The sequence below is a fragment of the Cellulosimicrobium sp. GQ32 genome, from assembly GCF_059758455.1.
On record NZ_JCAXEP010000001.1, the window covers coordinates 736,398 to 756,994 of the forward strand.

At 74.9% G+C, this 20,597-nt stretch carries 21 protein-coding genes; 16 read left to right on the top strand and 5 right to left on the bottom strand.

The genetic code is table 11. The features are described from left to right. Window positions 1-109: 109 nt before the first annotated feature. The 4 genes from AC6CH9_RS03115 to AC6CH9_RS03130 all read left to right on the top strand — a co-directional run bounded on the left by AC6CH9_RS03115 (window position 110) and on the right by AC6CH9_RS03130 (window position 3,055). Complete coding sequence (locus AC6CH9_RS03115) at window positions 110-820, top strand: TetR/AcrR family transcriptional regulator (protein ID WP_498153599.1); 711 nt, start codon at window positions 110-112, stop codon at window positions 818-820. Between the two features lie 51 nt (window positions 821-871). Beyond that, window positions 872-1,237: a VOC family protein gene (locus AC6CH9_RS03120; protein ID WP_498153600.1), complete on the top strand. Its 366-nt coding sequence runs from the start codon at window positions 872-874 to the stop codon at window positions 1,235-1,237. A gap of 106 nt (window positions 1,238-1,343) precedes the next feature. After that, window positions 1,344-2,075 (top strand): alpha/beta fold hydrolase, encoded by a 732-nt coding sequence (locus tag AC6CH9_RS03125; protein WP_498153601.1) that lies wholly within the window; start codon window positions 1,344-1,346, stop codon window positions 2,073-2,075. Between the two features lie 29 nt (window positions 2,076-2,104). Continuing rightward, entirely contained in the window at window positions 2,105-3,055 is a 951-nt protein-coding gene (locus AC6CH9_RS03130) for an alpha/beta fold hydrolase (protein WP_498153602.1), read from the top strand. Here AC6CH9_RS03130 and AC6CH9_RS03135 read toward each other — a convergent pair. After that, window positions 3,034-3,795 (bottom strand): helix-turn-helix transcriptional regulator, encoded by a 762-nt coding sequence (locus AC6CH9_RS03135; protein WP_498153603.1) that lies wholly within the window; start codon window positions 3,793-3,795, stop codon window positions 3,034-3,036. The genes AC6CH9_RS03130 and AC6CH9_RS03135 overlap by 22 nt on opposite strands. 50 nt (window positions 3,796-3,845) lie before the next feature. Between AC6CH9_RS03135 and AC6CH9_RS03140 the strand changes: the two genes are divergently transcribed. The 6 genes from AC6CH9_RS03140 (at window position 3,846) to AC6CH9_RS03165 (ending at window position 7,825) form a co-directional block, all read left to right on the top strand. Continuing rightward, on the top strand, window positions 3,846-4,583 hold the full coding sequence (locus tag AC6CH9_RS03140) for an alpha/beta fold hydrolase (RefSeq protein ID WP_498153604.1): 738 nt from the start codon (window positions 3,846-3,848) through the stop codon (window positions 4,581-4,583). A 188-nt stretch (window positions 4,584-4,771) separates the two neighbouring features. Beyond that, on the top strand, window positions 4,772-4,978 hold the full coding sequence (locus tag AC6CH9_RS03145; protein ID WP_047231861.1) for a hypothetical protein: 207 nt from the start codon (window positions 4,772-4,774) through the stop codon (window positions 4,976-4,978). 101 nt (window positions 4,979-5,079) lie between these two features. Next, on the top strand, window positions 5,080-5,268 hold the full coding sequence (locus AC6CH9_RS03150; RefSeq protein WP_498153605.1) for a hypothetical protein: 189 nt from the start codon (window positions 5,080-5,082) through the stop codon (window positions 5,266-5,268). Between the two features lie 135 nt (window positions 5,269-5,403). Continuing rightward, window positions 5,404-5,970 carry an RNA polymerase sigma factor gene (locus tag AC6CH9_RS03155; protein WP_498153606.1) on the top strand — a complete coding sequence of 189 codons (567 nt, stop codon included), beginning with the start codon at window positions 5,404-5,406 and terminating at the stop codon, window positions 5,968-5,970. 138 nt (window positions 5,971-6,108) lie between these two features. Continuing rightward, window positions 6,109-6,501 carry a YciI family protein gene (locus tag AC6CH9_RS03160; RefSeq protein WP_498153607.1) on the top strand — a complete coding sequence of 131 codons (393 nt, stop codon included), beginning with the start codon at window positions 6,109-6,111 and terminating at the stop codon, window positions 6,499-6,501. A 7-nt stretch (window positions 6,502-6,508) separates the two neighbouring features. Then, window positions 6,509-7,825 carry an RNA polymerase sigma factor gene (locus AC6CH9_RS03165; RefSeq protein ID WP_498153608.1) on the top strand — a complete coding sequence of 439 codons (1,317 nt, stop codon included), beginning with the start codon at window positions 6,509-6,511 and terminating at the stop codon, window positions 7,823-7,825. A gap of 54 nt (window positions 7,826-7,879) precedes the next feature. Here AC6CH9_RS03165 and AC6CH9_RS03170 read toward each other — a convergent pair whose 3' ends face one another. From AC6CH9_RS03170 to AC6CH9_RS03185, 4 genes are all read right to left on the bottom strand, one after another. Further along, window positions 7,880-10,204: a prolyl oligopeptidase family serine peptidase gene (locus tag AC6CH9_RS03170; protein WP_498153609.1), complete on the bottom strand. Its 2,325-nt coding sequence runs from the start codon at window positions 10,202-10,204 to the stop codon at window positions 7,880-7,882. A 91-nt stretch (window positions 10,205-10,295) separates the two neighbouring features. Further along, entirely contained in the window at window positions 10,296-11,291 is a 996-nt protein-coding gene (locus tag AC6CH9_RS03175; RefSeq protein ID WP_498153610.1) for a putative endonuclease domain-containing protein, read from the bottom strand. Window positions 11,292-11,530: 239 nt separating this feature from the next. Beyond that, the gene (locus AC6CH9_RS03180; protein ID WP_498153611.1) at window positions 11,531-13,678 is read right to left on the bottom strand and encodes a bifunctional copper resistance protein CopD/cytochrome c oxidase assembly protein; all 2,148 of its coding nucleotides are present in this window, start codon (window positions 13,676-13,678) and stop codon (window positions 11,531-11,533) included. A gap of 140 nt (window positions 13,679-13,818) precedes the next feature. Further along, window positions 13,819-14,325, bottom strand: a complete 507-nt coding sequence (locus AC6CH9_RS03185) for a PPOX class F420-dependent oxidoreductase (protein ID WP_498153612.1) — start codon at window positions 14,323-14,325, stop codon at window positions 13,819-13,821. 235 nt (window positions 14,326-14,560) lie between these two features. On the opposite strand from AC6CH9_RS03185, the gene AC6CH9_RS03190 reads away from it, so the two are divergent. From AC6CH9_RS03190 to AC6CH9_RS03215, 6 genes are read left to right on the top strand one after another with little or no spacing between them, the layout of a single operon-like run. Continuing rightward, complete coding sequence (locus AC6CH9_RS03190; protein WP_047231854.1) at window positions 14,561-15,559, top strand: AAA family ATPase; 999 nt, start codon at window positions 14,561-14,563, stop codon at window positions 15,557-15,559. Between the two features lie 32 nt (window positions 15,560-15,591). After that, window positions 15,592-16,494: a DUF58 domain-containing protein gene (locus tag AC6CH9_RS03195; protein WP_498153613.1), complete on the top strand. Its 903-nt coding sequence runs from the start codon at window positions 15,592-15,594 to the stop codon at window positions 16,492-16,494. Next, window positions 16,481-16,984, top strand: a complete 504-nt coding sequence (locus AC6CH9_RS03200) for a hypothetical protein (RefSeq protein ID WP_498153614.1) — start codon at window positions 16,481-16,483, stop codon at window positions 16,982-16,984. Before AC6CH9_RS03195 ends, AC6CH9_RS03200 begins: the two co-directional genes overlap by 14 nt. After that, window positions 16,978-18,072: a vWA domain-containing protein gene (locus tag AC6CH9_RS03205; protein ID WP_498153615.1), complete on the top strand. Its 1,095-nt coding sequence runs from the start codon at window positions 16,978-16,980 to the stop codon at window positions 18,070-18,072. The genes AC6CH9_RS03200 and AC6CH9_RS03205 overlap by 7 nt, the downstream gene beginning before the upstream one ends. Window positions 18,073-18,079: 7 nt before the next feature. Further along, the gene (locus AC6CH9_RS03210; protein ID WP_498153616.1) at window positions 18,080-19,264 is read left to right on the top strand and encodes a vWA domain-containing protein; all 1,185 of its coding nucleotides are present in this window, start codon (window positions 18,080-18,082) and stop codon (window positions 19,262-19,264) included. Beyond that, window positions 19,261-20,304, top strand: a complete 1,044-nt coding sequence (locus tag AC6CH9_RS03215) for a hypothetical protein (RefSeq protein WP_498153617.1) — start codon at window positions 19,261-19,263, stop codon at window positions 20,302-20,304. The genes AC6CH9_RS03210 and AC6CH9_RS03215 overlap by 4 nt, the downstream gene beginning before the upstream one ends. Window positions 20,305-20,597 lie beyond the last annotated feature (293 nt).

The following is a 20,597-nucleotide window of genomic DNA, read 5'->3' on the forward strand; positions in this document are numbered from 1 at the left end:
GTGCAGACGGATTTCAGGATACGCCGCTGTATCCGATACGGGAACGTATCCGATACACTTGTGCATCGCAAGGCCGTCCGTTCAGGCGGCGCCCTCCGACAGTGGGAGCATGTCCGGCGTGACGACGGACCTCGACCCGACCCGCGTCGGCCGCGACCCCGCGGGGGACGGCGACGCCCGGATCTCGCCGCGGCGGGAGCGCACGCGCGAGCGCCTGCTCGACGCCGCCTACGGGCTGTTCGCCGAGCACGGCATCAACGGCACCTCGATCGAGGCGGTCTGCGAGGCCGCGGGCTTCACGCGCGGCGCGTTCTACTCGAACTTCGCGTCCAAGGAGGAGCTCTTCCTCGCGCTCAGCGAGCGGGAGATCCGCGTGCGCATGCGCAGCCTCGAGCACGCTGTCGAGCACCTGCCCGAGCACCCCGTGCAGGACGGCGTCATCGCGCCCGCGACGATCGCGACGATCGTCGCGGCCGTCATGGACGACCCGCGGGACGAGCGGCGCTGGTGCCTCATGAACGCCGAGCTCGAGCTGCTCGCGCTGCGCGACCCCCAGGTCGCCGCGCGGTTCGCAGAGCAGGAGGAGTCGTTCCGCGCCGAGCTGGCGGGCATCCTCACGCGCGTGCTCACGGAGGTGGGCATGCGGTTCGCGATCGACGCCACCGCCGCGACGCGCGTGCTCATCAGCGCCTACTCGTGCGCGGCGCGCGACGCGTTCCTCGGCCCGGCGGACGACGAGGCGGTCCGCCGGGCGCAGTCGGCCGACTGGCTCCCCGCCCTCGTCGGGCGCCTCGTCGAACCGGACCCCGACGCGGCCTGACCGCGCACCCGCCCCGCGACCCCTGTGGGTGGCGCAGGTCACACTGGCCGCATGGCACTCACCTTCAGCGGCGCGGTGATCGACTGCGCCGACCCCGCCGTCGTGGCGGACTTCTGGCAGGCCGCGCTCGGCTGGACGGGGCGCGAGACCGGACCGCACGGCGAGGCCGTGCTCTACCCGCGCGACGGCGAGACGGTGCTCGGCCCGCCGAGCCTCGTCTTCCAGCGGGTCCCCGAGGGCAAGGCGGTCAAGAACCGCATGCACCTCGACTTCGCCTCGTCCACGCAGGCCGCCGACGTCGCGCGGCTCGAGGGGCTCGGCGCACGCCGCGTCGACGTCGGGCAGGGCGAGGCGGACACGTTCGTCGTCATGGCCGACGTCGAGGGCAACGAGTTCTGCGTGCTGCGCGGGGACTGACCCCGGCGGCGGTGTCACGCCCGCCGTCCCTCCTCGGTCGAACGGTCATCAGGACGCCCCGTGGCGACTCGCCCGGTCCGTCCGCCGACCGACGGAGGAGAGAGCCATGCCCGAGAACCCGCTCGTCGTGCTCCTGCACGGCGCGTTCGCCGAGTCCGCGAGCTGGTCGGGCGTGATCGACCGGCTCCACGCGCACGACGTCGACAGCCTCGCCCTCGCGAACCCCCTGCGCAGCGTCGTGACCGACGCGCAGTACCTGCGTGACGCCGTCGGCGACGCCGGGCGCCCGCTCGTGCTCGTCGGCCACTCCTACGGCGGCATGGTCGTCACGGAGGCTGCGGCCGAGGGGCTGGGCGACGTCGTCGGTCTCGTCTACGTCGCCGCGTTCGCCCCCGACACGGGCGAGAGCGCGGTCGACCTCGCCGGCCGGTTCCCCGGCAGCACGCTCGCCGACGCGCTGGAGAGCACGTCGCTCGTGGACGACGTCGACGACCTGTGGATCCGGCCCGACGAGTACCACGCGCAGTTCGCCGCGGACGTCCCGGAGGAGACCGCGTACGTCGCCGCCCGGACGCAGCGCCCCGTCACGGACGTCGCGCTGAACCAAGGCCTGCTCGCCGGCACGCCGGCCTGGAAGGCCGTCCCGTCCTGGTTCGTGTTCGGCTCCGAGGACCGCAACATCCCCGTCGCCGCGCACCGCTGGATGGCGCAGCGCGCCGCCGCGCGCGGCGTGGACGAGGTGGAGGGTGCGTCGCACGCCGTCGCGGTCTCCGCGCCGGACCGGGTCGCGCGCACCGTGCTCGCCGCCCTCGCCGCGTCGCGCAGGGCCGCGGCCTGACGGCGCCGCGGAACCGCGAGGAGACGACGATGATCGCCACCACCGCGCTCGGACCCGTCTCGACGGTCGACGCCGGGCCGCTCACCGTCGGGTACGTGGAGGCGGGCGACCCCGCCGGACCGCCTGTGGTGCTCCTGCACGGCTACCCGTACGACGTGCACAGCTACGTCGACGTGGTCCCGTTGCTCGCCGCCGAGGGGCTGCGCGTGGTCGTCCCGTACCTGCGCGGTCACGGCCCCACGACGTTCCGTGAGCCCGGCGCCGTGCGCTCGGGCCAGCAGGCCGCGCTGGGCGCCGACCTCGTCGCGCTCCTCGACGCGCTCGGCATCGGCTCGGCGGTGCTCGCCGGCTACGACTGGGGCGGGCGCGCCGCGTGCGTCGTCGCGGCGCTCTGGCCCGAGCGCGTCCGCGGGCTGGTCTCGGTCAACGGCTACCTCGTGCAGGACGTCGCCGCCGCCCAGACGCCGATCCGGCCCGACCTGGAGGCCGGGTTCTGGTACTTCTGGTACTTCGCGACCGAGCGCGGCCGGCGGGGGCTCACGCAGAACCGCGCGGAGATCGCGCGCGTGCTGTGGACGCGCAACTCACCCGAGAGGTCGTTCACCGAGGCCGAGCTCGCACGGGCCGCCGAGGCCTTCGACAACCCGGGCTACGTCGACGTCGTCATCCACTCCTACCGCCACCGGCTCGGGCTCGCGCCGGGTGACCCCGCGTACGAGGACCTCGAGCGACGCCTCGCGGCGCTGCCCCGGATCGGCGTCCCGACGATCACCCTCGACGGGCTCGCCGACGGCAACTTCCCCGCGACCGACGGGTCGGCGACGGCACGGTTCTTCGCCGGACCGCGCGAGCACCGCCAGGTGCCGCACGCGGGTCACGACCTGCCCGCCGAGGCCCCCGAGGCGTTCGCAGGGGCCGTCCTCGACCTGGTGCGGCGCCCGGCCGCGGGCTCGGGCCGTCAGCCCGCGTCAGGGTCGTAGACCGGCGTCGCACCGACCGGCGGCTCGCCGACGTCCGCGACCGGTCGGGGCGCGTACGTCTCGGCGGTGAGGTCGGCGCGCTCGACGCGTTCCAGCCGGAACCAGCGCATCGCCTCGCGCGACCGGCACCACGCGACGAGGTACCAGCGCCCGCCGGTGTGCGCGAGCAGCACGGGCTCGACCCGGCGCGACGACGTCGCGCCCCGGCCGTCCCGGTAGCGGATCGCGAGCACGCGCGACCCGGCGAGCGCCTGCTCGACGGCGCGCAGCACCCCGAGGTGCGAGCGGGCGCGCCCCACGACGTCCCCGCCCGCTGCGGCGGGGGCGTCCGGCGACGCGTCCGGAGCGTCGTGGCGGACCCACACCCGCACGGCCAGCGCCTCGGCCCGCTCGCGGTCGCCGGCCGCGAGCGCGTCCCAGACCTTCCCGCGCGCCGCGAGCGCGTCGACCGCGAACGGGCTGCCGGGCGGGAGCGTCGCGAGCGCGACCGCGACGGCGACCGCCTGGCCGGGCGTGAAGTTGACCGGCGGCAGCGACGCGCTCGGGTCGAGCACGTAGCCGCCGCCGGGGCCGGCCTGGGCCCAGATCGTCAGACCGGCCTGTTGCAGCGCGGCCACGTCGCGCTTGATCGTCCGCTCGCTCACCTCGAGCGCCGCCGCGAGGCGTGGACCCGTCGTCCCGGTCCGCCCTGCCCGCCGGAGCTCCTCCGCGATCGCGTAGAGACGTTCCGTCCTGTTCACCGGACGATGGTGACAGACAGGTGTCACCGATGCGCTGCGAAGGTGGGTGCATGAGCAACCACGACACGACCGAGCAGCCCCTCCACGTCGTCCTCGTCCCCGGCTTCTGGCTGGGCGCCTGGGCGTGGGACGACGTCGTCCCCCACCTCGAGGCCGCCGGCCTCGTCCCGCACGCCGTGACCCTCCCCGGCCTGGACGCCGGTGCGACCGCGCAGGACCGCGCCCGGATCACGCGCGAGGACCACGTGGACGCCGTCGCCCGGCTCGTCGACGGGCTCGACGGTCGGGTCGCGCTCGTCGGCCACAGCGGCGGCGGACCGGTCGTGCAGCAGGTCGCCGACCGCGACCCGGCCCGGATCGAGCGGATCGTCTACGTCGACACCGGCCCCCTCGTCGACGGCGCCGCCCTCTCCCCCGACCTCCCGGCCGACGACGCCGAGGTCCCGCTGCCCGGCTGGGAGAGGCTGGCCGAGGACGGGTCGAGCCTCGACGGCCTGGACGACGCGGCGCTCGCGCGGTTCCGCGAGCGCGCGGTGCCGACCCCCGGCCCGGTCGCACGCGGCACGGTGCACCTGGCGAACCCGGCCCGCCTGGACGTCCCCGCGACCGTGATCTGCTCGTCGATCCCGTCGTCCGTGCTCGCCGAGCTCGCGCACCCCGGCCCTCCCCTGCACACCGAGCTGGGCGAGCTCACGGACCTCACGTACGTCGACCTCCCCACCGGGCACTGGCCGATGCTCTCGCGCCCGCGCGACCTCGCGGCCGCGCTCGTCGACGCGGTCTCCTGACCGACGCCCCGCGCAGCACGGCGGCGGGTCGTCATGCCGGGTCGCACGGGAGGCGCCTGTGCGACCGGCATCACACGTTCTCCGGAAGAGAGTCACCGAACTCGCGTCACAGACGGCGACTTGTGCCGTCTTGTCGGGTGGAAGCGGTCACCAGGCCGCCCGAAGACCGACCGACGACGAGACGGACCATGCACGACACCCTGCCCTCCGCCCCCTCGCGCACCGAGGTGCGCACCGCCCTCCTCTGGGCCCTCGAGCACGACCGCGACGCCCTGCTGGAGCACCGCGAGACGACCCAGCACTGCGCGTGGGCCGCTGCCCGGGGCGCGGCCGACCGGCGCCTCGTGCGCCGCTGGCGCGCGGCGTTCGCCCCGCTCCCGTCGACGGTCGCCTGACGCGAGCCCCCGGGCCCGGGACCCCGGGCCGCATCCGTGCGCCGACCTGCGGGCGAACCCCGGACGAGAGGGCACGTCCGCCCCCTCGGGAGGAGGTCGCCATGTTCGCGTCGCTCGCTGCCGGATCCGGCGGGACGATCGGCGTCACGGGGATCGGGAACGGCATGTCGCAGTGGTTCCTGATCGTCGGTGCGCTCATCATCGCCGCGATCCTCGTCGGCTCGATCTACGAGCTCGGCAAGGCCGTGCACGACCGGCACGTCCACCAGCGCCGCCCGGTGCACCGCTGACGCCCGCCTGACCACGGCCGCCCGCCCACCGTCACCGTCCCCAGCCCCCGCAGCGCGCGCGACCTCGCGTCCCGCGCCGCGGCGTCCGACACTGGGAGGAGGACGACGAGGGCCGGTGACGCGATGGTCGGGACCGTGGCACGTGTCCCCCGCGCCGAGCAGGGCGCGAGGCGGGACGAGCACGCGCCCGGCGGCCCCGAGGGCACGGGTGACCACGGCGCCGTGCTCGACCTTCCCGCCGCGTACTCCCGCTGGGCCCCGCTCGTCCGGGCCGTCGTCGCGCGGCGCCTGGGCGACCCGGCCGACGCCGACGACGCGACGCAGCTCGTCTTCCTCGCCGCGTGGCGCTCGCGCGACCGGTTCGACCCTGCGCGCGGCGACCTGCCCGTCTGGCTGCTGGGCATCGCGCGCCACGTGGCCGCCGACCTCCTCCGGGCGCGGGCGCGCGACGCCCGGCGACGCGAGGCAGCGTCCCGACCACGGCTCGCGACGACCGTCCCCGACCCGGCCGACGACGTCGCCGCCCGGGTCGACCTCGAGGACGCGCTGCGTCGTCTGGCCCCCGAGCGACGCCGGGTGGTGCGTCTCGTGTACGCGCAGGGACGCACGCACGCCCAGGTCGCGGCCGAGACCGGCCTCCCGCTCGGCACGGTGAAGAGTCACGCGCGCCGTGGCCTGGCCCAGCTCCGCGCCCACCCCTGACCCGCCGGTCGACTGTACTGTGATCCAGTTCACACGAACCGACGGCCGAGACGTGTCGGGAGCGGGCGGTCGGCTCCGACCTCCCCGTGACGGCGCCGAGGGGGCGTCGACCGACGGAAGGAACGGACCATGCGGTACATGCTGGTGAAGACCTACACCCAGGCGGCGCACTGCGACCTCCCGATCCACGAGTGGGCGCCGGAGGACGTCGAGGCGCACATCGCGTTCCAGCGGGCGCTCGGCGAGCAGCTCGCGGCGTCGGGCGAGCTCGTCGACGCACAGGGCCTGGCCGGGCCGGACCAGGCCGTCGTCGTCATGTCCGACGGCCGCACGGCGCCCGTCGTCACCGACGGCCCGTTCCCCGAGTCGAAGGAGTTCCTGGCGGGCTACTGGATCGTCGACGTCGACAGCCAGGACCGCGCGGTCGAGATCGCGGCGCAGGCGTCGGCCGCGCCCGGCCCGGGAGGTTCCCCGATCGGCGAGTACATCGAGGTCCGCCAGGTCATGAGCGCTCCCGCGTCCGAGCAGTGAGCGCCACGTGACCGCCACGGCCCCCGAGCCGGTCGAGGACCTGCTGCGGGACCTCCGCCCGCGCGTGCTCGGCCTCCTCGTCAGGCGCTGCGGCGACCTCGCTGACGCCGAGGACGCGCTCCAGGAGGCGCTGCTCGCCGCCGCGACCCGCTGGCCGGCGGACGGGCTCCCCGACGACCCGCGGGCCTGGCTCGTGCGCGTCGCCGAGCGCCGGCTCGTGGACACGGTCCGGGCCGACGTCGCGCGGCGCCGTCGGGAGGAGACGACGGCGCGGCGGGACCCGGCGTCGGCGCGGCTCGCCCCGGCCGGGCTCACGGGCGCGGCCGGGGCCTCGCCGGCGCCGGAACCGCCCGACGGGGTGCCGGGAGAGAGCGCCGACGGATCCGGACCGGGCGACGTCGACGACTCGCTCACCCTCTTCTTCCTCTGCTGCCACCCCGACCTGCCGCCCGCGAGCGCCGTCGCGCTGACGCTCCGGGCCGTCGGCGGGCTCACGACGGCGGAGATCGCCCGTGCGTTCGTCGTCCCCGAGGCGACCCTGACCCAGCGCATCACGCGTGCGAAGCGGCGCCTCGCCGCGCTCGACCGCCCGTTCGCGACCCCGGGGCCGGGCGAGTGGGACGCGCGGCTCGCCGCGGTCCTGCGCGTCCTCTACGTCGTGTTCACCGAGGGCCACACGGCCACCTCGGGGCCGCACCTGCGGCGCGCGGACCTGTCCGGCGAGGCGATCCGGCTGGCCCGAACGGTGCACGCGCTGCTGCCGGACGACCCGGAGGTCGCAGGGCTGCTCGCGCTCATGCTCCTCACGGACGCCCGGCGCGGCGCCCGGACCGGCCCGCGCGGCGAGCTCGTGCCGCTCGCCGAGCAGGACCGGTCCCGCTGGGACCACGCCCAGATCGTCGAGGGCGTCCGGATCGTCACCGCGACGCTCCCCCACGGGCTCGTCGGGTCGTACCAGGTGCAGGCGGCGGTCGCGGCGCTGCACGCGCAGGCGCCGAGCACGGACGCGACCGACTGGGAGCGAGTCCTCGCGCTCTACTCGGTGCTGGAGCGCCTCGACCCGAGCCCGCACGTCACGCTCAACCGTGCGGTCGCGGTCGCCATGGTCGACGGCCCCCGCGCGGGCCTCGCCGTCCTCGACGGCCTCGACGACGCCCTGGCGACGAGCCACCGGCTGCCCGCCGTGCGTGCGCACCTGCTGGAGCGGGCGGGAGAGACGCGGGCCGCCGTCGGGCAGTACGTGGCCGCCGCGGCGGCGACGCCGAGCCCCGCGGAGCGCGACTACCTCACGCTCCGCGCGGCGCGCCTGCGCGCCTCCCCCTGACCGCCCCGCGGATCACCCCCGGCGTCGAGCACGAGGTTGCGGGCTACCTCGTGCTCAGCCGAGCGTCGTCGGCAGCGCCGCGTCGCCCTCGCCCGGCGTGGCGCCGAGCACGTGCTCCGCGAGGAACGCGAGCACCACCTGGTACCAGACCTTCGCGTGCTGGGGCTGCAGGATCCAGTGGTTCTCGTCCGGGTAGAACAGGAACCGGTGCACCGTCTCGCCGTCGGCCCCGGCCGGCAGGCCCGACGACTCGAGCAGCTCGTACCAGAGCCGCAGCCCTTCGCCGATGGGGACCCGGTAGTCCTGGTCGCCGTGGATGACGAGCATCGGCGTGACGATGTCGCCCACGAACCGGTGCGGGCTGTTCTCCATCGCCATCTCCGGCGTCATCTCGCGCGCCCAGTAGTACGCGTGGTCCGTCGTCGGGCCGAACTGGTCGAGCGCCCACAGGCTCGCGTGCGTGACGATCGCGCGGAAGCGGTCCGTGTGGCCCGCGACCCAGTTCGCCATGTACCCGCCGAACGACCCGCCCATCGCGGCCGTGCGGGTCGCGTCGACCTCGGGTCGTGCCTCCACCGCGTCGGTGATCGCGAGCAGGTCCGTGTAGGGGGCCTTGCCCCACGAACCCCAGCCGCGCTGCACGAAGTCCTGGCCGTACCCCGTCGACAGCGCCGGGTCCGGCAGCAGCACCGCGTAGCCGCGCGCGACCATCAGCCACGGGTTCCAGCGCCAGCTCCACGCGTTCCACGAGCCGAGCGGGCCGCCGTGGATCCACAGCAGCAGCGGCGCGGGGTCGTCCGCGGACGCGCCGTGCGGGAGCGCGAGCCAGCCGCGCACACGCACGTCGTCCGACGCGGCGGTCTCGACGTCGACGAGCGTGCCCGGGAGGTCGGGTGTCGCGACCGGGCCGCGCAGCGGCGTGGCGGGCACCGGCGTGCGGCTGCCCGCAGCGCCGGAGCCGAGGAACGCCCCGAGGTCGATGCGGACCGGGTGCGACGGCTCGAGGTAGCTCGTGCGCAGCGCGTAGGCCGTGCGCCCGTCGGGTGCGACCTGCACGTCCGTGAAGACGGCGTCGTCGCTCGTCACGCGCTCGGCCGTGCCGTTCTCCGTCGCGCCGTCCGGGGAGAAGGCGACGAGGAAGACCGGCCCGCGGCCGTCGTCGTCGGCCGTGACGAGCAGCCCCGAGCCGTCGGGGAGCCAGCGCAGCGACGTCGGCCAGCGGTCCCAGTGCGGCACCAGCGTGCGTGGGGTCGCGTGGTTCTCCGCGCGCGTCGTCGCGGAGTCGTCGTGGCCCTCCACGCTGCCCGCCGGCCCGTCCGGCGCGTGCAGCGGCACGACGGCGAGGCTCTCCTCCGGCGCCTGGTGCGGGGTCGAGATGGTCTCGCGCACGAACGCGACCCAGGCGCCGTCGGGCGAGATGCGGGGCCAGTGCGCCTCCGCGCTCGGCTCGTCGACGAGGGTGCGCCGCGCTCCCGTCGCGGTGTCGATCGCGACGAGCGTGTTGCGCACCTGCGGCCCGGGGCCAGCCACCTGCCACGTCGTGACGAGGGTCGTGCCGTCGGCGGACAGGTCCGCGGAGTGGTCGTGCAGCGCGCGCCCGGGCGCAGTCTCGTGCCCGACGCCGCGGCTCACGTCGCGCAGCTCGAGGAGCCGCGGGTCGTTCGTCAGGTCGTGGTGGCCGGCAGCGGTGCCCGTTGCCGGCGCGGAACCGTCGGCGGCGCCCGACGTCTCGGCCGTCGGCAGCGGCCGCGCGGGCTCGTCGACGAGGGTCGTGAGGTCGCCGACGAACCGGTGCGCCTCGTCCGGGCCCCGGTCGTGGTCCCACTGGCGCACCGGGTACGCGCTGTGCAGGATCGCCGCGACCTTGGCGACCTTGCGCGCGGACCGGAGCTCGGCGTCGTGCGCGAGGTCGCGCGCGCTCGGCAGCACCTTCGCCGCGACCGAGACCACGGGGGCGTCCGCCGCGGCGAGCGGGCCGCTGACGCCCGCGGGCGCCGTCGCGACGACGCGGGCCTCGCCGCCGGTCGCCGGGAGCAGCCACAGCGCCGCCTTCGGGTCGTCGTCGGACCCGCCGTCCGGGTCGGGCCGGGCCGAGGTGAACAGGACGTCACCGGCCCCCGTGAACGTCGCGCTCGACTCCCCCTCGGTGCTCCGCGTCAGCCGGCGCGCCGGGGCCTCCCCCGCCGGGTCGACCTCCCACAGCGCGGTCCGGTACCCGGTGCGCTGCGGGTCGAGCGTCTGCACGGTCGTGACCAGGCGGGCCCCGTCGGGCGAGAGCGCGAGCCCCCCGACGCGCGGGATCGCGAGGTACTGGTCGAGATCGTGGAACGGGCTCTCGGGCTGGTCGGAGGTACCGGGCGTGGCGGCGTCGTTACTCACCCGTACGTCCTATCACGGCAGCCGCCCGCGCTCGCCCCACCCCAACCCGCCGAGCACGACATGAGGGTCGTTATCGGGCCCATAACAGCCCTCATGTCGTGCTCGACGGCGGGTGATGTCGTGCTCGGGCCAGGTGCCGACGCACGTCGGTGACCAGACGGCCGGGGCGCGGCGACCCTGGGGGCGTGACGTCACGTCCGGTGAAGCGCAGCAGGTCCACTGCCCCGCACGCGACGAGGTCGTTCTGACGGGCTCGGTCCCGCAGGAGCGCAGCCGGCTCGCTATGAACGTCGACGCCGTCGAGCTCGGCGATCAGCCACCGGCCGCCGGGCAACCGCCAGCCGAGGTCGCCGCGCCCGAGGAACCGACCGTCGTCGACCACCTCTACCTGGAGGTCGTCGGGCGCGATGCCGGCATCCGTGCAGTCGAGCCGTGCGAACGTCTCGAGCGGAGACTCGGCGCGGCCGTCGGACTGCGCCCACCAGGCGTGCGTCCGTGCGACGCCGCGCCGACCGCGCGCCAGGTCGTGCGCGTGCGCGAGCCCTTCAGCGCTCACGATCTCGCGGTGCCGTGCGCTGTCCATCGCGGCGATGGCTCGCATCCTGCCCATCTCCGGCACGGCCTGCGCCAGCGCCCAGTCGGGCGTCGCGACCCACCTGCCCTCGATCTGCGTGACGGTCATGCCGTCGTCGAACTGCCGCAGCAGGATGCCGTCGCGGGACCGCCCGGCGCACGCCCCGGGGAGCGCCACCTCAGGCCTCACGTCCATGCGTACGCCCTCCACCCCGAGGAGCACCAGTGCACACGGCCCGACTGCGATCGCCTCCGGGCCGTAGGCGAGCAGCCCGAGCCAAGCGGCCCGGCGCCGCAGGTGCTCATGCCGGCGTGGACCGTCTCGATCACGAAGCGGGGCGACGATCGTGTCGAGGACCGCGTGGGTGACCTTCTGCCAGCGGCCTTGGCGCACGAGACGAGAGCGGCGGTGCGAGCCGACGCCGTGCTCGTCGCACTGCTGCGCGGAGAGCAGTCCCTCCTGCGCGCTGGCGAGGGTGAGGAGCTCGGGCGGGACTGCGGTCACGGTGCGCATGCATCGATCGGAGCAGGTCAGGCGGGTCGGCCGCAGCGGTCGCTGCGACACCTGTGGACGAGACCGTGGGAACCGCGGTCTGTGGACGGTCTGAACCCGCGGCGGGAGGCGGAGCGGCTCCTGCCGCGCCGGGCGTACGCCGCCGAACACGACACGACCCGCCCCCGAACACGACATGAGGGTCGTTATGGGCTTCATAACGACCCTCATGTCGTGTTCGGCGGGGAGGGGGTGGTGGGTCAGTCGTCGCGCTTCGACATCTCCGCGAGCATGGCGTTGTACTCCTGGAGCTCGGCGTCGCCGTCGCGGTCGGCCTGGCGGTCACGACGTTTGGCCTCGCGCTCGTCGGAGCGCGTCCACATGACCGCGACGACGATCGCGAGGATCAGCGTCGGGAGCTCGCCGACGCCCCAGGCGACGCCGCCGCCGCGCTGCTGGTCGGCGATGGCGCTCGGGCCCCACTCGCGGCCGAGCAGGCCGAACCACTCGGGCACGAGCAGCACCTCGCCCGACGTCAGCGCGACACCGAAGAACGCGTGGAACGCCATGGTCGCGAAGAGCAGGAGCAGGCGCTGCGGGTAGGGCGGCCGGTGCGGGCCGGGGTCGATCCCGACGAGCGCGTTGGCGAACAGGTACCCCGCGAGCGTGAAGTGCGCGAGCATCGCGAGGTGCCCGGCGTACGTCGTCAGGGCGTACTCGAACGCAGGCGTGTAGTAGAAGACGATCATCGAGCCGGCGAAGTTCACCGCGGCGACGATCGGGTTGGCGAAGAACTGGCCCACGCGCGACGTCACGATCGCGAGCACCCACTCGCGCGGCCCGCGCGACCCGTCCTTGCGCGGCGGGACCGCACGCAGGAGCAGCGTCACGGGCGCCGCGAGCACGAGGAAGATCGGCACGACCATGGCCAGGATCATGTGCTGCACCATGTGCGCGCTGAACAGCACGTGCCCGTACATGGCCGGCCCGCCCGAGGTCACCCAGAAGAGGATGAGGATGCCGATGCACCACGAGACCGTGCGGCCCACCGACCAGGAGTCGCCGCGCTTCGCGAGGCGACGCACCCAGCGCAGGTAGACGACGAGCGCCGCGACGCACGCGAACGCGGGCAGCAGGTCCCAGCGCCACTCGGTGAACCAGCGCGCGAGCGTCGGCTCCGGCGGCAGCGCGTGCCCCGTCACCTGGTACGCGGCGGAGGTGTCGAGCGGCTCCTCCTGCGGCACGGGCGGCGCGGTCGACCCGAGCGCGACGGCGACGCCGGACACCGCGCCCATGATCGCGAGCTCGACCGCGACGAGGCGCCAGAACAGCCAGCGCGTGCCCTCCGCGGCGGCGCCCTTCGCGCCGGTGGACGACGACGTCGCCGCCTTGCTCGACGAGCCGTTCGACGAGACCTTCGCCGCGGGCTTCGAGGAGCCCGTCGACGAGGCACGGTCGGCGCCCGGCCGAGCGACCGCCGTCGGGCCGGCGAGCCGCCGCACGACGAGCTCGCGGTGCGCGAACCCGACGGCCCCCAGGACGAGCAGGAGCGCGAGCTTGGTGAGGAGGAGGATGCCGTAGTCGGTGGTGAGGCCCGCGAGCGTGTCGACGCGGATGCTCGCGTTCGCGATCCCCGAGACGGCGACGGCGACGTAGCACCACAGCGCGATCGCGGAGTACCGCGCGACGGACGCCGCGAAGTCCGCGCGTCCCAGCCCGCCGCGCACGCGCACGACGGCGAGCGTCCCCAGGCCGCCGACCCACAGGGCTGCACCGGCGAGGTGGAGGAACATCGAGGAGACGGCGAGCTCGTGGCTCACCGCGCCCGCGGCGTGCCCCGTGTTGGCCTGCATCGCGATCGCGACGAGCGCGAGCGCGGCCGTCCACATCGCGCCCGTCGCGCCGCGCACCGCGAGCGCGGCGGCGGACGTCAGCGCCGCGACGACGATGATCGCGAGGTAGTTGCGCCCGAGGCTGACCTGCGAGACGAACAGGCCGAGCTGGTCGCCGAAGGTCGGGCCCGTGATGGGCGTGCTCGAGATCGAGGAGTAGCGCAGCACGACCTGCACGACCGACAGGACGGCCCACGTCGCCGCCGACGCGCCCGCGACACCGAGCGCCTTGCGGACCGGCGTCCCGGCGGGCAGCACGCACGCCGCGAGGACGAGCGAGCCGAGCGTCAGCGCGACGGCGAGCTCGGTGAGGACCGTCACGACGGGGGTGCCGAGACGCGCGAGCGCGCCCGGGTCGGGGAAGCCGGCGGGCACGGTGAACGCGGCCGAGAACGCGCCGGCGGCGAGCACCGCCACGACGGCGACGACGACGGCGAACGGACCGGCGAGGACGAGCCACCACGGGTTCGCGGGTCGGGCGTCCGACGGCGCGCGGCGCAGGGCAGTCGTGGTCACCGCACCAGGGTATCGAGCGCGCGGACCCCTCCGGTCATCGCCTGTGGACGACCCGGTCACAGGGGTGGACCGGCAGCCGGAGACGCGTCCGATCGACCTCACGGCCACGGCGTCACGACCGCGTCGACGGCCTCACCGGGTCACGGCTGCGGGAGCCGGGCCATCCCGTAGACCCGCGTCGCGCGCACGCGCAGCACCTGCCGACGGTCGGCGACCATCGCGCGCCGGAACTCCTCCCAGTCGGGGTGCTCGCTCCCGGACGCGGCGCGGAACGTCTCGACGAGCTCGTCGGCGGCGGCGTCGTGCGGGTCCAGCGCGACCGCGCCCAGCTCGGCGTCGCCCTCGACGACGGCGTAGCTCCAGAAGTCCTCGGCGCTCACCTGGAGCGAGACGCGCGGGTCGCGCGCGGCGTTGCGGGTCTTGGCGCGGTCCGCCGTGACGGAGACGCGTGCGACGCCCGCTTCCGCGTCCCACGCGTACAGCACGTTGGAGAGCTGTGGTCGGCCGTCCTTCTTGACGGTCGCCAGGACGCCCTGGTGACGAGCGGCGACGAGGTCGAGGAGCGCGGGCTCCCCGAGCCCGGCGGCGACGTCGGGAGAGGTGGCGGCGGCTCTGGCGTCGGTCGTGCCGACGGCGTCGGTGCTCATGACAGCCCAACCCCGCGGCGCCCGCACGACATTCCCGACATGCCCGTGCCGTCCGCGACGCACCCGCCGGGTGGGGACCTCTCCCCACCCGGACCTGTGGACGACGCCCGGTCCGGTGGGGGTCGCGCTGGCATACTGGGCCGGGTTCGCCGGGGGCTCGCGACGCTCCGTCCACCCTTCCGGCCGCGCACGGGACCACACCCGCACGACCCACGCACGACCCGGAGGACGATCGATGGCCGCAGGGCACGGCAGCATCTCGACGCAGGACCTCGACCGCGCGAGCCACCTGCTCAAGCGCGTCGGCCAGGTCTTCGACCAGCGCGTCGTCGGCCAGGACGCGCTGCGCACCGCGCTCGTCAGCTCGCTCCTCGCGGGCGGCCACATCCTGCTCGAGTCCGTGCCGGGGCTCGCCAAGACGACGGCGGCCCAGACGCTCGCCGCGGCGGTCGACGGGTCGTTCCACCGCATCCAGTGCACGCCCGACCTCATGCCGAACGACATCGTCGGCACGCAGATCTTCAACTACGCGACCGGCGAGTTCACGACCCAGCTCGGCCCGGTGCACGCCAACGTCGTGCTGCTCGACGAGATCAACCGCTCGTCCGCCAAGACGCAGTCGGCGATGCTCGAGGCGATGCAGGAGAAGCAGACGTCGATCGGTGGGGAGAACTTCGCGCTCCCGGACCCGTTCATGGTGCTCGCGACGCAGAACCCCATCGAGGAGGAGGGCACGTACGTGCTGCCCGAGGCCCAGATGGACCGCTTCCTCATGAAGGAGGTGCTCACCTACCCGACGCCGCCGCAGGAGCTCGAGATCCTCCAGCGCATCGCGACCGGGCAGATGACGCAGCCCCTCACCGCCCAGCCGATCTCGCTCGACGACGTCCGCTTCCTGCGCGGCCTGGTCGACGACGTGTACGTGGACGACTCGATCAAGCGGTACGTCGTCGACCTCATCAACACGACGCGCCTCTCCGGCCCGCGCCCGATCCCCGGCCTCGACCGCCACGTGCGCGTGGGCGCGTCCCCGCGCGGCGGCATCGCGCTCATGCGCGTGGGCCAGGCGCTCGCGATCCTCGCGGGCCGCGCGTACGTCATCCCGGACGACATCAAGGCCGTGCGCTACTCGGTGCTGCGCCACCGCCTGGTGCGCACGTTCGACGCGCTCGCGAACAACGTGCCGCCGGAGCAGCTCGTGGACGCGGTGTTCGACGCCGTCCCGACGCCCTGAGCGACCCCCTCACCTTCTCGAGAGAGCACCACGTGCCCGACGTCTCCCGTCTCGCCCAGGTCCGGGCCCGGCTCGACCTCCCGGTCGCGCGCCGGGCGTCCGGCCTGCTCGAGGGACGGCACCGGTCGGTGTTCAAGGGGCACGGCCAGGACTTCGACGACCTGCACCTGTACGCGCCCGGCGAGGACGTCGGCGACATCGACTGGAAGTCGTCGGCGCGCGCGGGCCTCCCGATCATCCGCCGGTTCGTGCGCGAGTCGAACCTCAACCTCGTGCTCGTCGTCGACACCGGCCGCACGATGGGCGCGACCGCCCCGAGCGGCGAGACCAAGGCTGAGGTCGCGAGCTTCTGCTGCGCGCTCGTCGCGTACCTCGCGCGCGACCGCGGCGACCGGGTCGCGCTCGTCGCGGGAGACGCCCGGCGGCTGGTCCAGCTCCCGCCCCGCGCGAGCACGCAGGACCTCGAGGTGCTGCTGCGCACGGTGGAGGACCTGTGGCGGCCTGACGCCCCCGCGAGCGACCTCTCACGCCCGCTCGACCGCGCGAGGTCCGCGTTCCGGCGCCGCTCGCTGGTCGTGGTCGTGACCGACGAGGCGCGGCCCGGGGCCGAGCACGAGCAGCTCCTGCGGTCGTTGCGCGTGCGCCACGAGGTCATGGTCGTCCAGGTGGCAGACCTGTCCCCCGTCGGTGCGGGCGCGGGGCCGCACGCCACCGGGGAGGTCGCGGACGTCGACGGGACGCTGCGCCTGCCGGCGTTCCTGCGCGGGCGGGCCGCGCTCGCCGAGCCCGCGGCCCAGGCCCTCGCCGCGCGGCGGGCCGAGGTCGCGGAGCGGCTGCGCACCCTCCAGGTCGAGGGCGTGCTCGTCGAGGGGTCGGACGACGTGGTGCAGCGGTTCGTCGAGCTCCTGGGGAGGCAGAAGCGTGCCCGTCGATGAGCTCGTCGACCCCGTGGGCTACTCGGGGTGGTGGACCGTCCTGGGGATCGTGCTGATCCTCGCGGCGGCCGCCGTCGTGTTCCTGGTCGTCTGGCTGACGCGCGCGAGCGCGGCGGAAAAGGCCGCGCCGCCGCCCGCGCCCCTGCTCCCCACGGGCCCGTACGACCCGTACGCGTCGCTGCGCGCCGAGTACGAGCAGCGGCTCGATGCCGTCGCCGAGCGGTTCCGCGCGGGCGAGCTCGACGAGCGCGGGCTGCACCTCGCGCTCTCGGCCGAGATGCGCGGCTTCGCGACCGGCAGGCTGGGTCAGGACGCGTCGTCCATGACGCTCTCGGAGATCCAGCAGATCGGCGAGGCCGGCCGCCTCACCCAGCTCATCGCGCGGTACTACCGGCCGTCGTTCGCGGACCACGACAACGACCCCGCGGCCCGGGCGACCGACGCCGAGGACTCGATCGACCGCGCGCGATCGGTGGTGCGCGGATGGTGAGGCACGCGCTCGCGACGAGCACCGCCGTCGTCCCCGGGCCGCAGGGCGCTTCCATCCTGTGGCCGTGGCTGTGGGGCGCGCTCGTCGTCGCCGTCCTCGCCGCGGGCGCGGTCGCCTGGTGGCTCGCCCGGCGCCGCCGGGCGCGCGACGCCGACGCCGACCTGCTCTGGGTCGCGAACTCCGACTACCTCGCGCGCGTGCCGGCGTTCGCCGCGTGGGTGCGGCGCTACCGCGTGCTCCAGGGGCTCACGGCCGCGGGGCTGCTCGTCGCGGTCGTCGGCGCGGGCGCGGTCGCGGCGCGGCCGGTCGAGACGGACGTCGTCGTCGACCGGCTCGGCACGCGCGACATCGTGCTGTGCCTGGACGTGTCGGGCTCGATGATCGAGTACGACGGCGCGGTGCTCAAGGTGTTCCAGGAGCTCGTGGACAACTTCGAGGGCGAGCGGATCGCGCTGTCGATCTTCAACTCCTCGTCGCGCACGGTCTTTCCCCTCACGGACGACTACACGCTCGTGCGGGAGGAGCTCCAGGCGGGGATCGACGCGCTCGACAAGGACCCGGCCACGTTCGACTACACGGGCGGGTCGGACGACGCGGAGATCCTCGAGTACGCGCAGTTCACCGCCGGGACGACGGCGAACCTCTCCGGGGCGAGCCTCATCGGCGACGGGCTCGCGAGCTGCGCGCTCCAGTTCGACGCGGAGGGCACCGAGCGCTCGCGCTCGATCATCCTCGCGACCGACAACTACGTCTCCGGCGAGCCGATCTACACGCTCCCCCAGGCGGCCGACCTCGTCGCGTCGCGCGACATCACGCTGCACGGGATCTTCGGCGGGTCGCAGCGCTACGAGGGCACTCCCGAGGAGAGCGAGTACCGCAGCACGGTCGAGGACGGCGGCGGGCTCTACTTCCTCGCCGACGACCCGGCCGCGGTGCAGGGCATGGTCGACGACGTCGTCGCGCAGCAGGCCGTCGAGCTCGACGCGTCGCCCGAGGTGATCGTCACGGACCGGCCCGCGGGCTGGTTCCTCGTCGCGGTCCTCGGCGTCGCGCTGCTGCTCGTCGTCGCGTGGCGGGTGAAGGAGTGACGGGCCGATGAACCTCGCCGGACTGACGCTCCAGCCGCTCGTGCCCCTCTGGGCGCTCGCGCTGCTCGTCCTGCCGCTGCTCGGCCTCGCCGTGTGGCAGGCCGTCGTGGCCGGACGCCCCGGGCCCGACGGCGCCGCGCGACCGGGCGCCCCGCGCGCGGCCTGGCTGCGCCGCGCCGGTGCGGTCGTGCTGCTCGGGATCATCGGGCTCGCGCCGTCGGTCGCGTCGACGGACCGCGACACGTCGGTCGCGAACGTCGACATGTTCTTCGTCGTCGACCGCACGGGCTCGATGGCGGCCGAGGACTACGGGCCCGAGGGCGGCCAGGAGCGGCTCGACGGCGTGCGACATGACATCGCGAGCCTCACCGAGGCGATCCCGGGCGCCCGCTACTCGATCATCTCGTTCGACTCGCAGGCCTCGCGCCAGCTCCCCCTGACGACGGACGCGCGCGCGATCACGTCGTGGGCCGACACGTTCCACCGCGAGATCACGCGGTACTCGCAGGGATCGCTCACGGACCGGCCCCTCGACGAGCTGCGGTCCGCGCTCCAGGGGTCCGCGGAGCAGCATCCGGCGAACGTGCGCCTCGTCTTCTTCCTCACCGACGGGGAGCAGACGGCGGAGGGCGAGCCGCGCTCCCTCGCCGAGCTGGCCCCGCTCGTCGACGGCGGCGCGGTGCTCGGCTACGGCACCGCCGAGGGCGGGCGCATGAAGGAGTACGACCCCGACGTGGACCCCGAGGACGCGGAGTACATCATCGACTGGTCGCAGCCGAGCCAGGACGGCGAGCCGGTCGAGGCGCTCTCCGTGCTCGACGAGGAGTCGCTCACCGCGCTCGCGGACCAGCTCGGCGTGCCGTACGTGCACCGGCAGGAGCCGTCGGAGACGGCGTCGCTCGTCGCGGGCGTCGACCCGCAGCAGGTCGCGGCCGACGGACGACGCGACGTCACGGCGTACCGACCCGTCGTCTGGCCGTTCGCGCTGGCGCTCGTCGCGCTGCTCGGCCTCGAGGCGTGGTTCTGGTCGCGCTCGGCCAGCCGCTCGCTCGTGCTCCCGGCGACCGCCCGGCCGTCGGCGAGCGGCGGACCGGCGCCCGGCCTGGGTGCCGGGGAACCGGACGGGAAGGGCGACGGCGACCGGCCGGCGCCGGGCACGCCCACGGCGGGCCGGGCGGAGGCGCGCCGATGACCTGGACCCCGCCCCCGACACCGCCGACCAGCACGCGCAAGCCCCGCCCCACGGGGGTCGCCGCGCTGCGTGCCGCACGTCTGCGCCGGCGCACGTGGTGGCTCCTCGGCACGCTGCCCGTGGTGCTCGCGCTCCTCGTCCTCGGGGTCAAGCTGGCGCTCCTCGCCCCGATCGCGGCGACGGGCAAGGACCGCTACGACGGCGGGGACGCGACGACCGCGGCCGACTACTACGGGATCCAGCGGGTCCTCAACATCGTCGAGCCGTGGAAGGCGCACTACAACCACGGGACGGCCCTCGCCCGGTCCGAGGACTCGTGGGCGCTGTACGACGCGATCACGTCCCTGGACCGCGCGTACGACCTCGCGGAGCACGAGAGCCCCGAGGAACGCTGCATGATCCAGACGAACCTGTCGCTCGCGTACGAGATCCAGGGCGACGGCGACATGGCGTACGCGGACGGCAAGGCGGCGGAGCTCGCGCTCGTCGAGGAGGCGATCGCCGCCCGCGACGCGGGGTTGCCGTACGACGAGGAGGTCCTCGACCCGTACGGCGACGGGAGCGAGGAGCCCGACCCGGAGGAGCTGCGCCAGGACGTCCAGGACTGGTACGAGTACGCGGAGCAGGAGTACGCGACCGCCGAGCAGATCCGGGGCTGGCCCGACTGCGGGGAGTCCGAGCAGACCCCCGAGCAGGAGCAGCAGGACGAGGCCGCGCAGCAGCGCCTCCAGGACAAGCAGCAGCAGGCGCAGGAGTCCCAGCCGGAGAACCAGGGCGGCGGCGACACCCCGGAGGGTGAGGGCTCGGAGGGCGACGAGCAGTCCGAGGCCTCGGGCGGAGAGGGCTCCGAGGGCGAGGACCAGCAGAGCCAGGCCGAGCGCGAGGAGCAGCAGCGCCAGGAGGAGCTCGAGGAGCAGGGCTCCGAGGCGCGCGACGAGCAGGAGCGCCTCGAGCAGGAGTACCGCGACCTCTACGGCGACCAGCCCGGCACCGGCACCGACCCGGGCGACGGCAGCGGGAGCGGCACCAAGAACTGGTGAGCGCTGCCGTGCGCTCGCGCGTGCGCGGCGTCGTCGACCACGTCGAGCCACCATCCTGCCCGCCCGCGGGAGACGCGGTCGAGGCTGGAGAGCTGGTTGGACAGGTGGAACGGCTCGGCGTGCACGGGGTCGACGACGGCCACGAGGCCGACGCGCTCGGTCCACTCCGCCGCGAAGGCACCCGGCCTCGACCGCGGTGAGCCCGCCCTCGGGGCCGGGTGCGAAGGTCAGCGCGTGCGGTCTGTGGGTCAGGACGCGCCACGGGTGTGACCACCCTGCGAGACGGCGGCCGG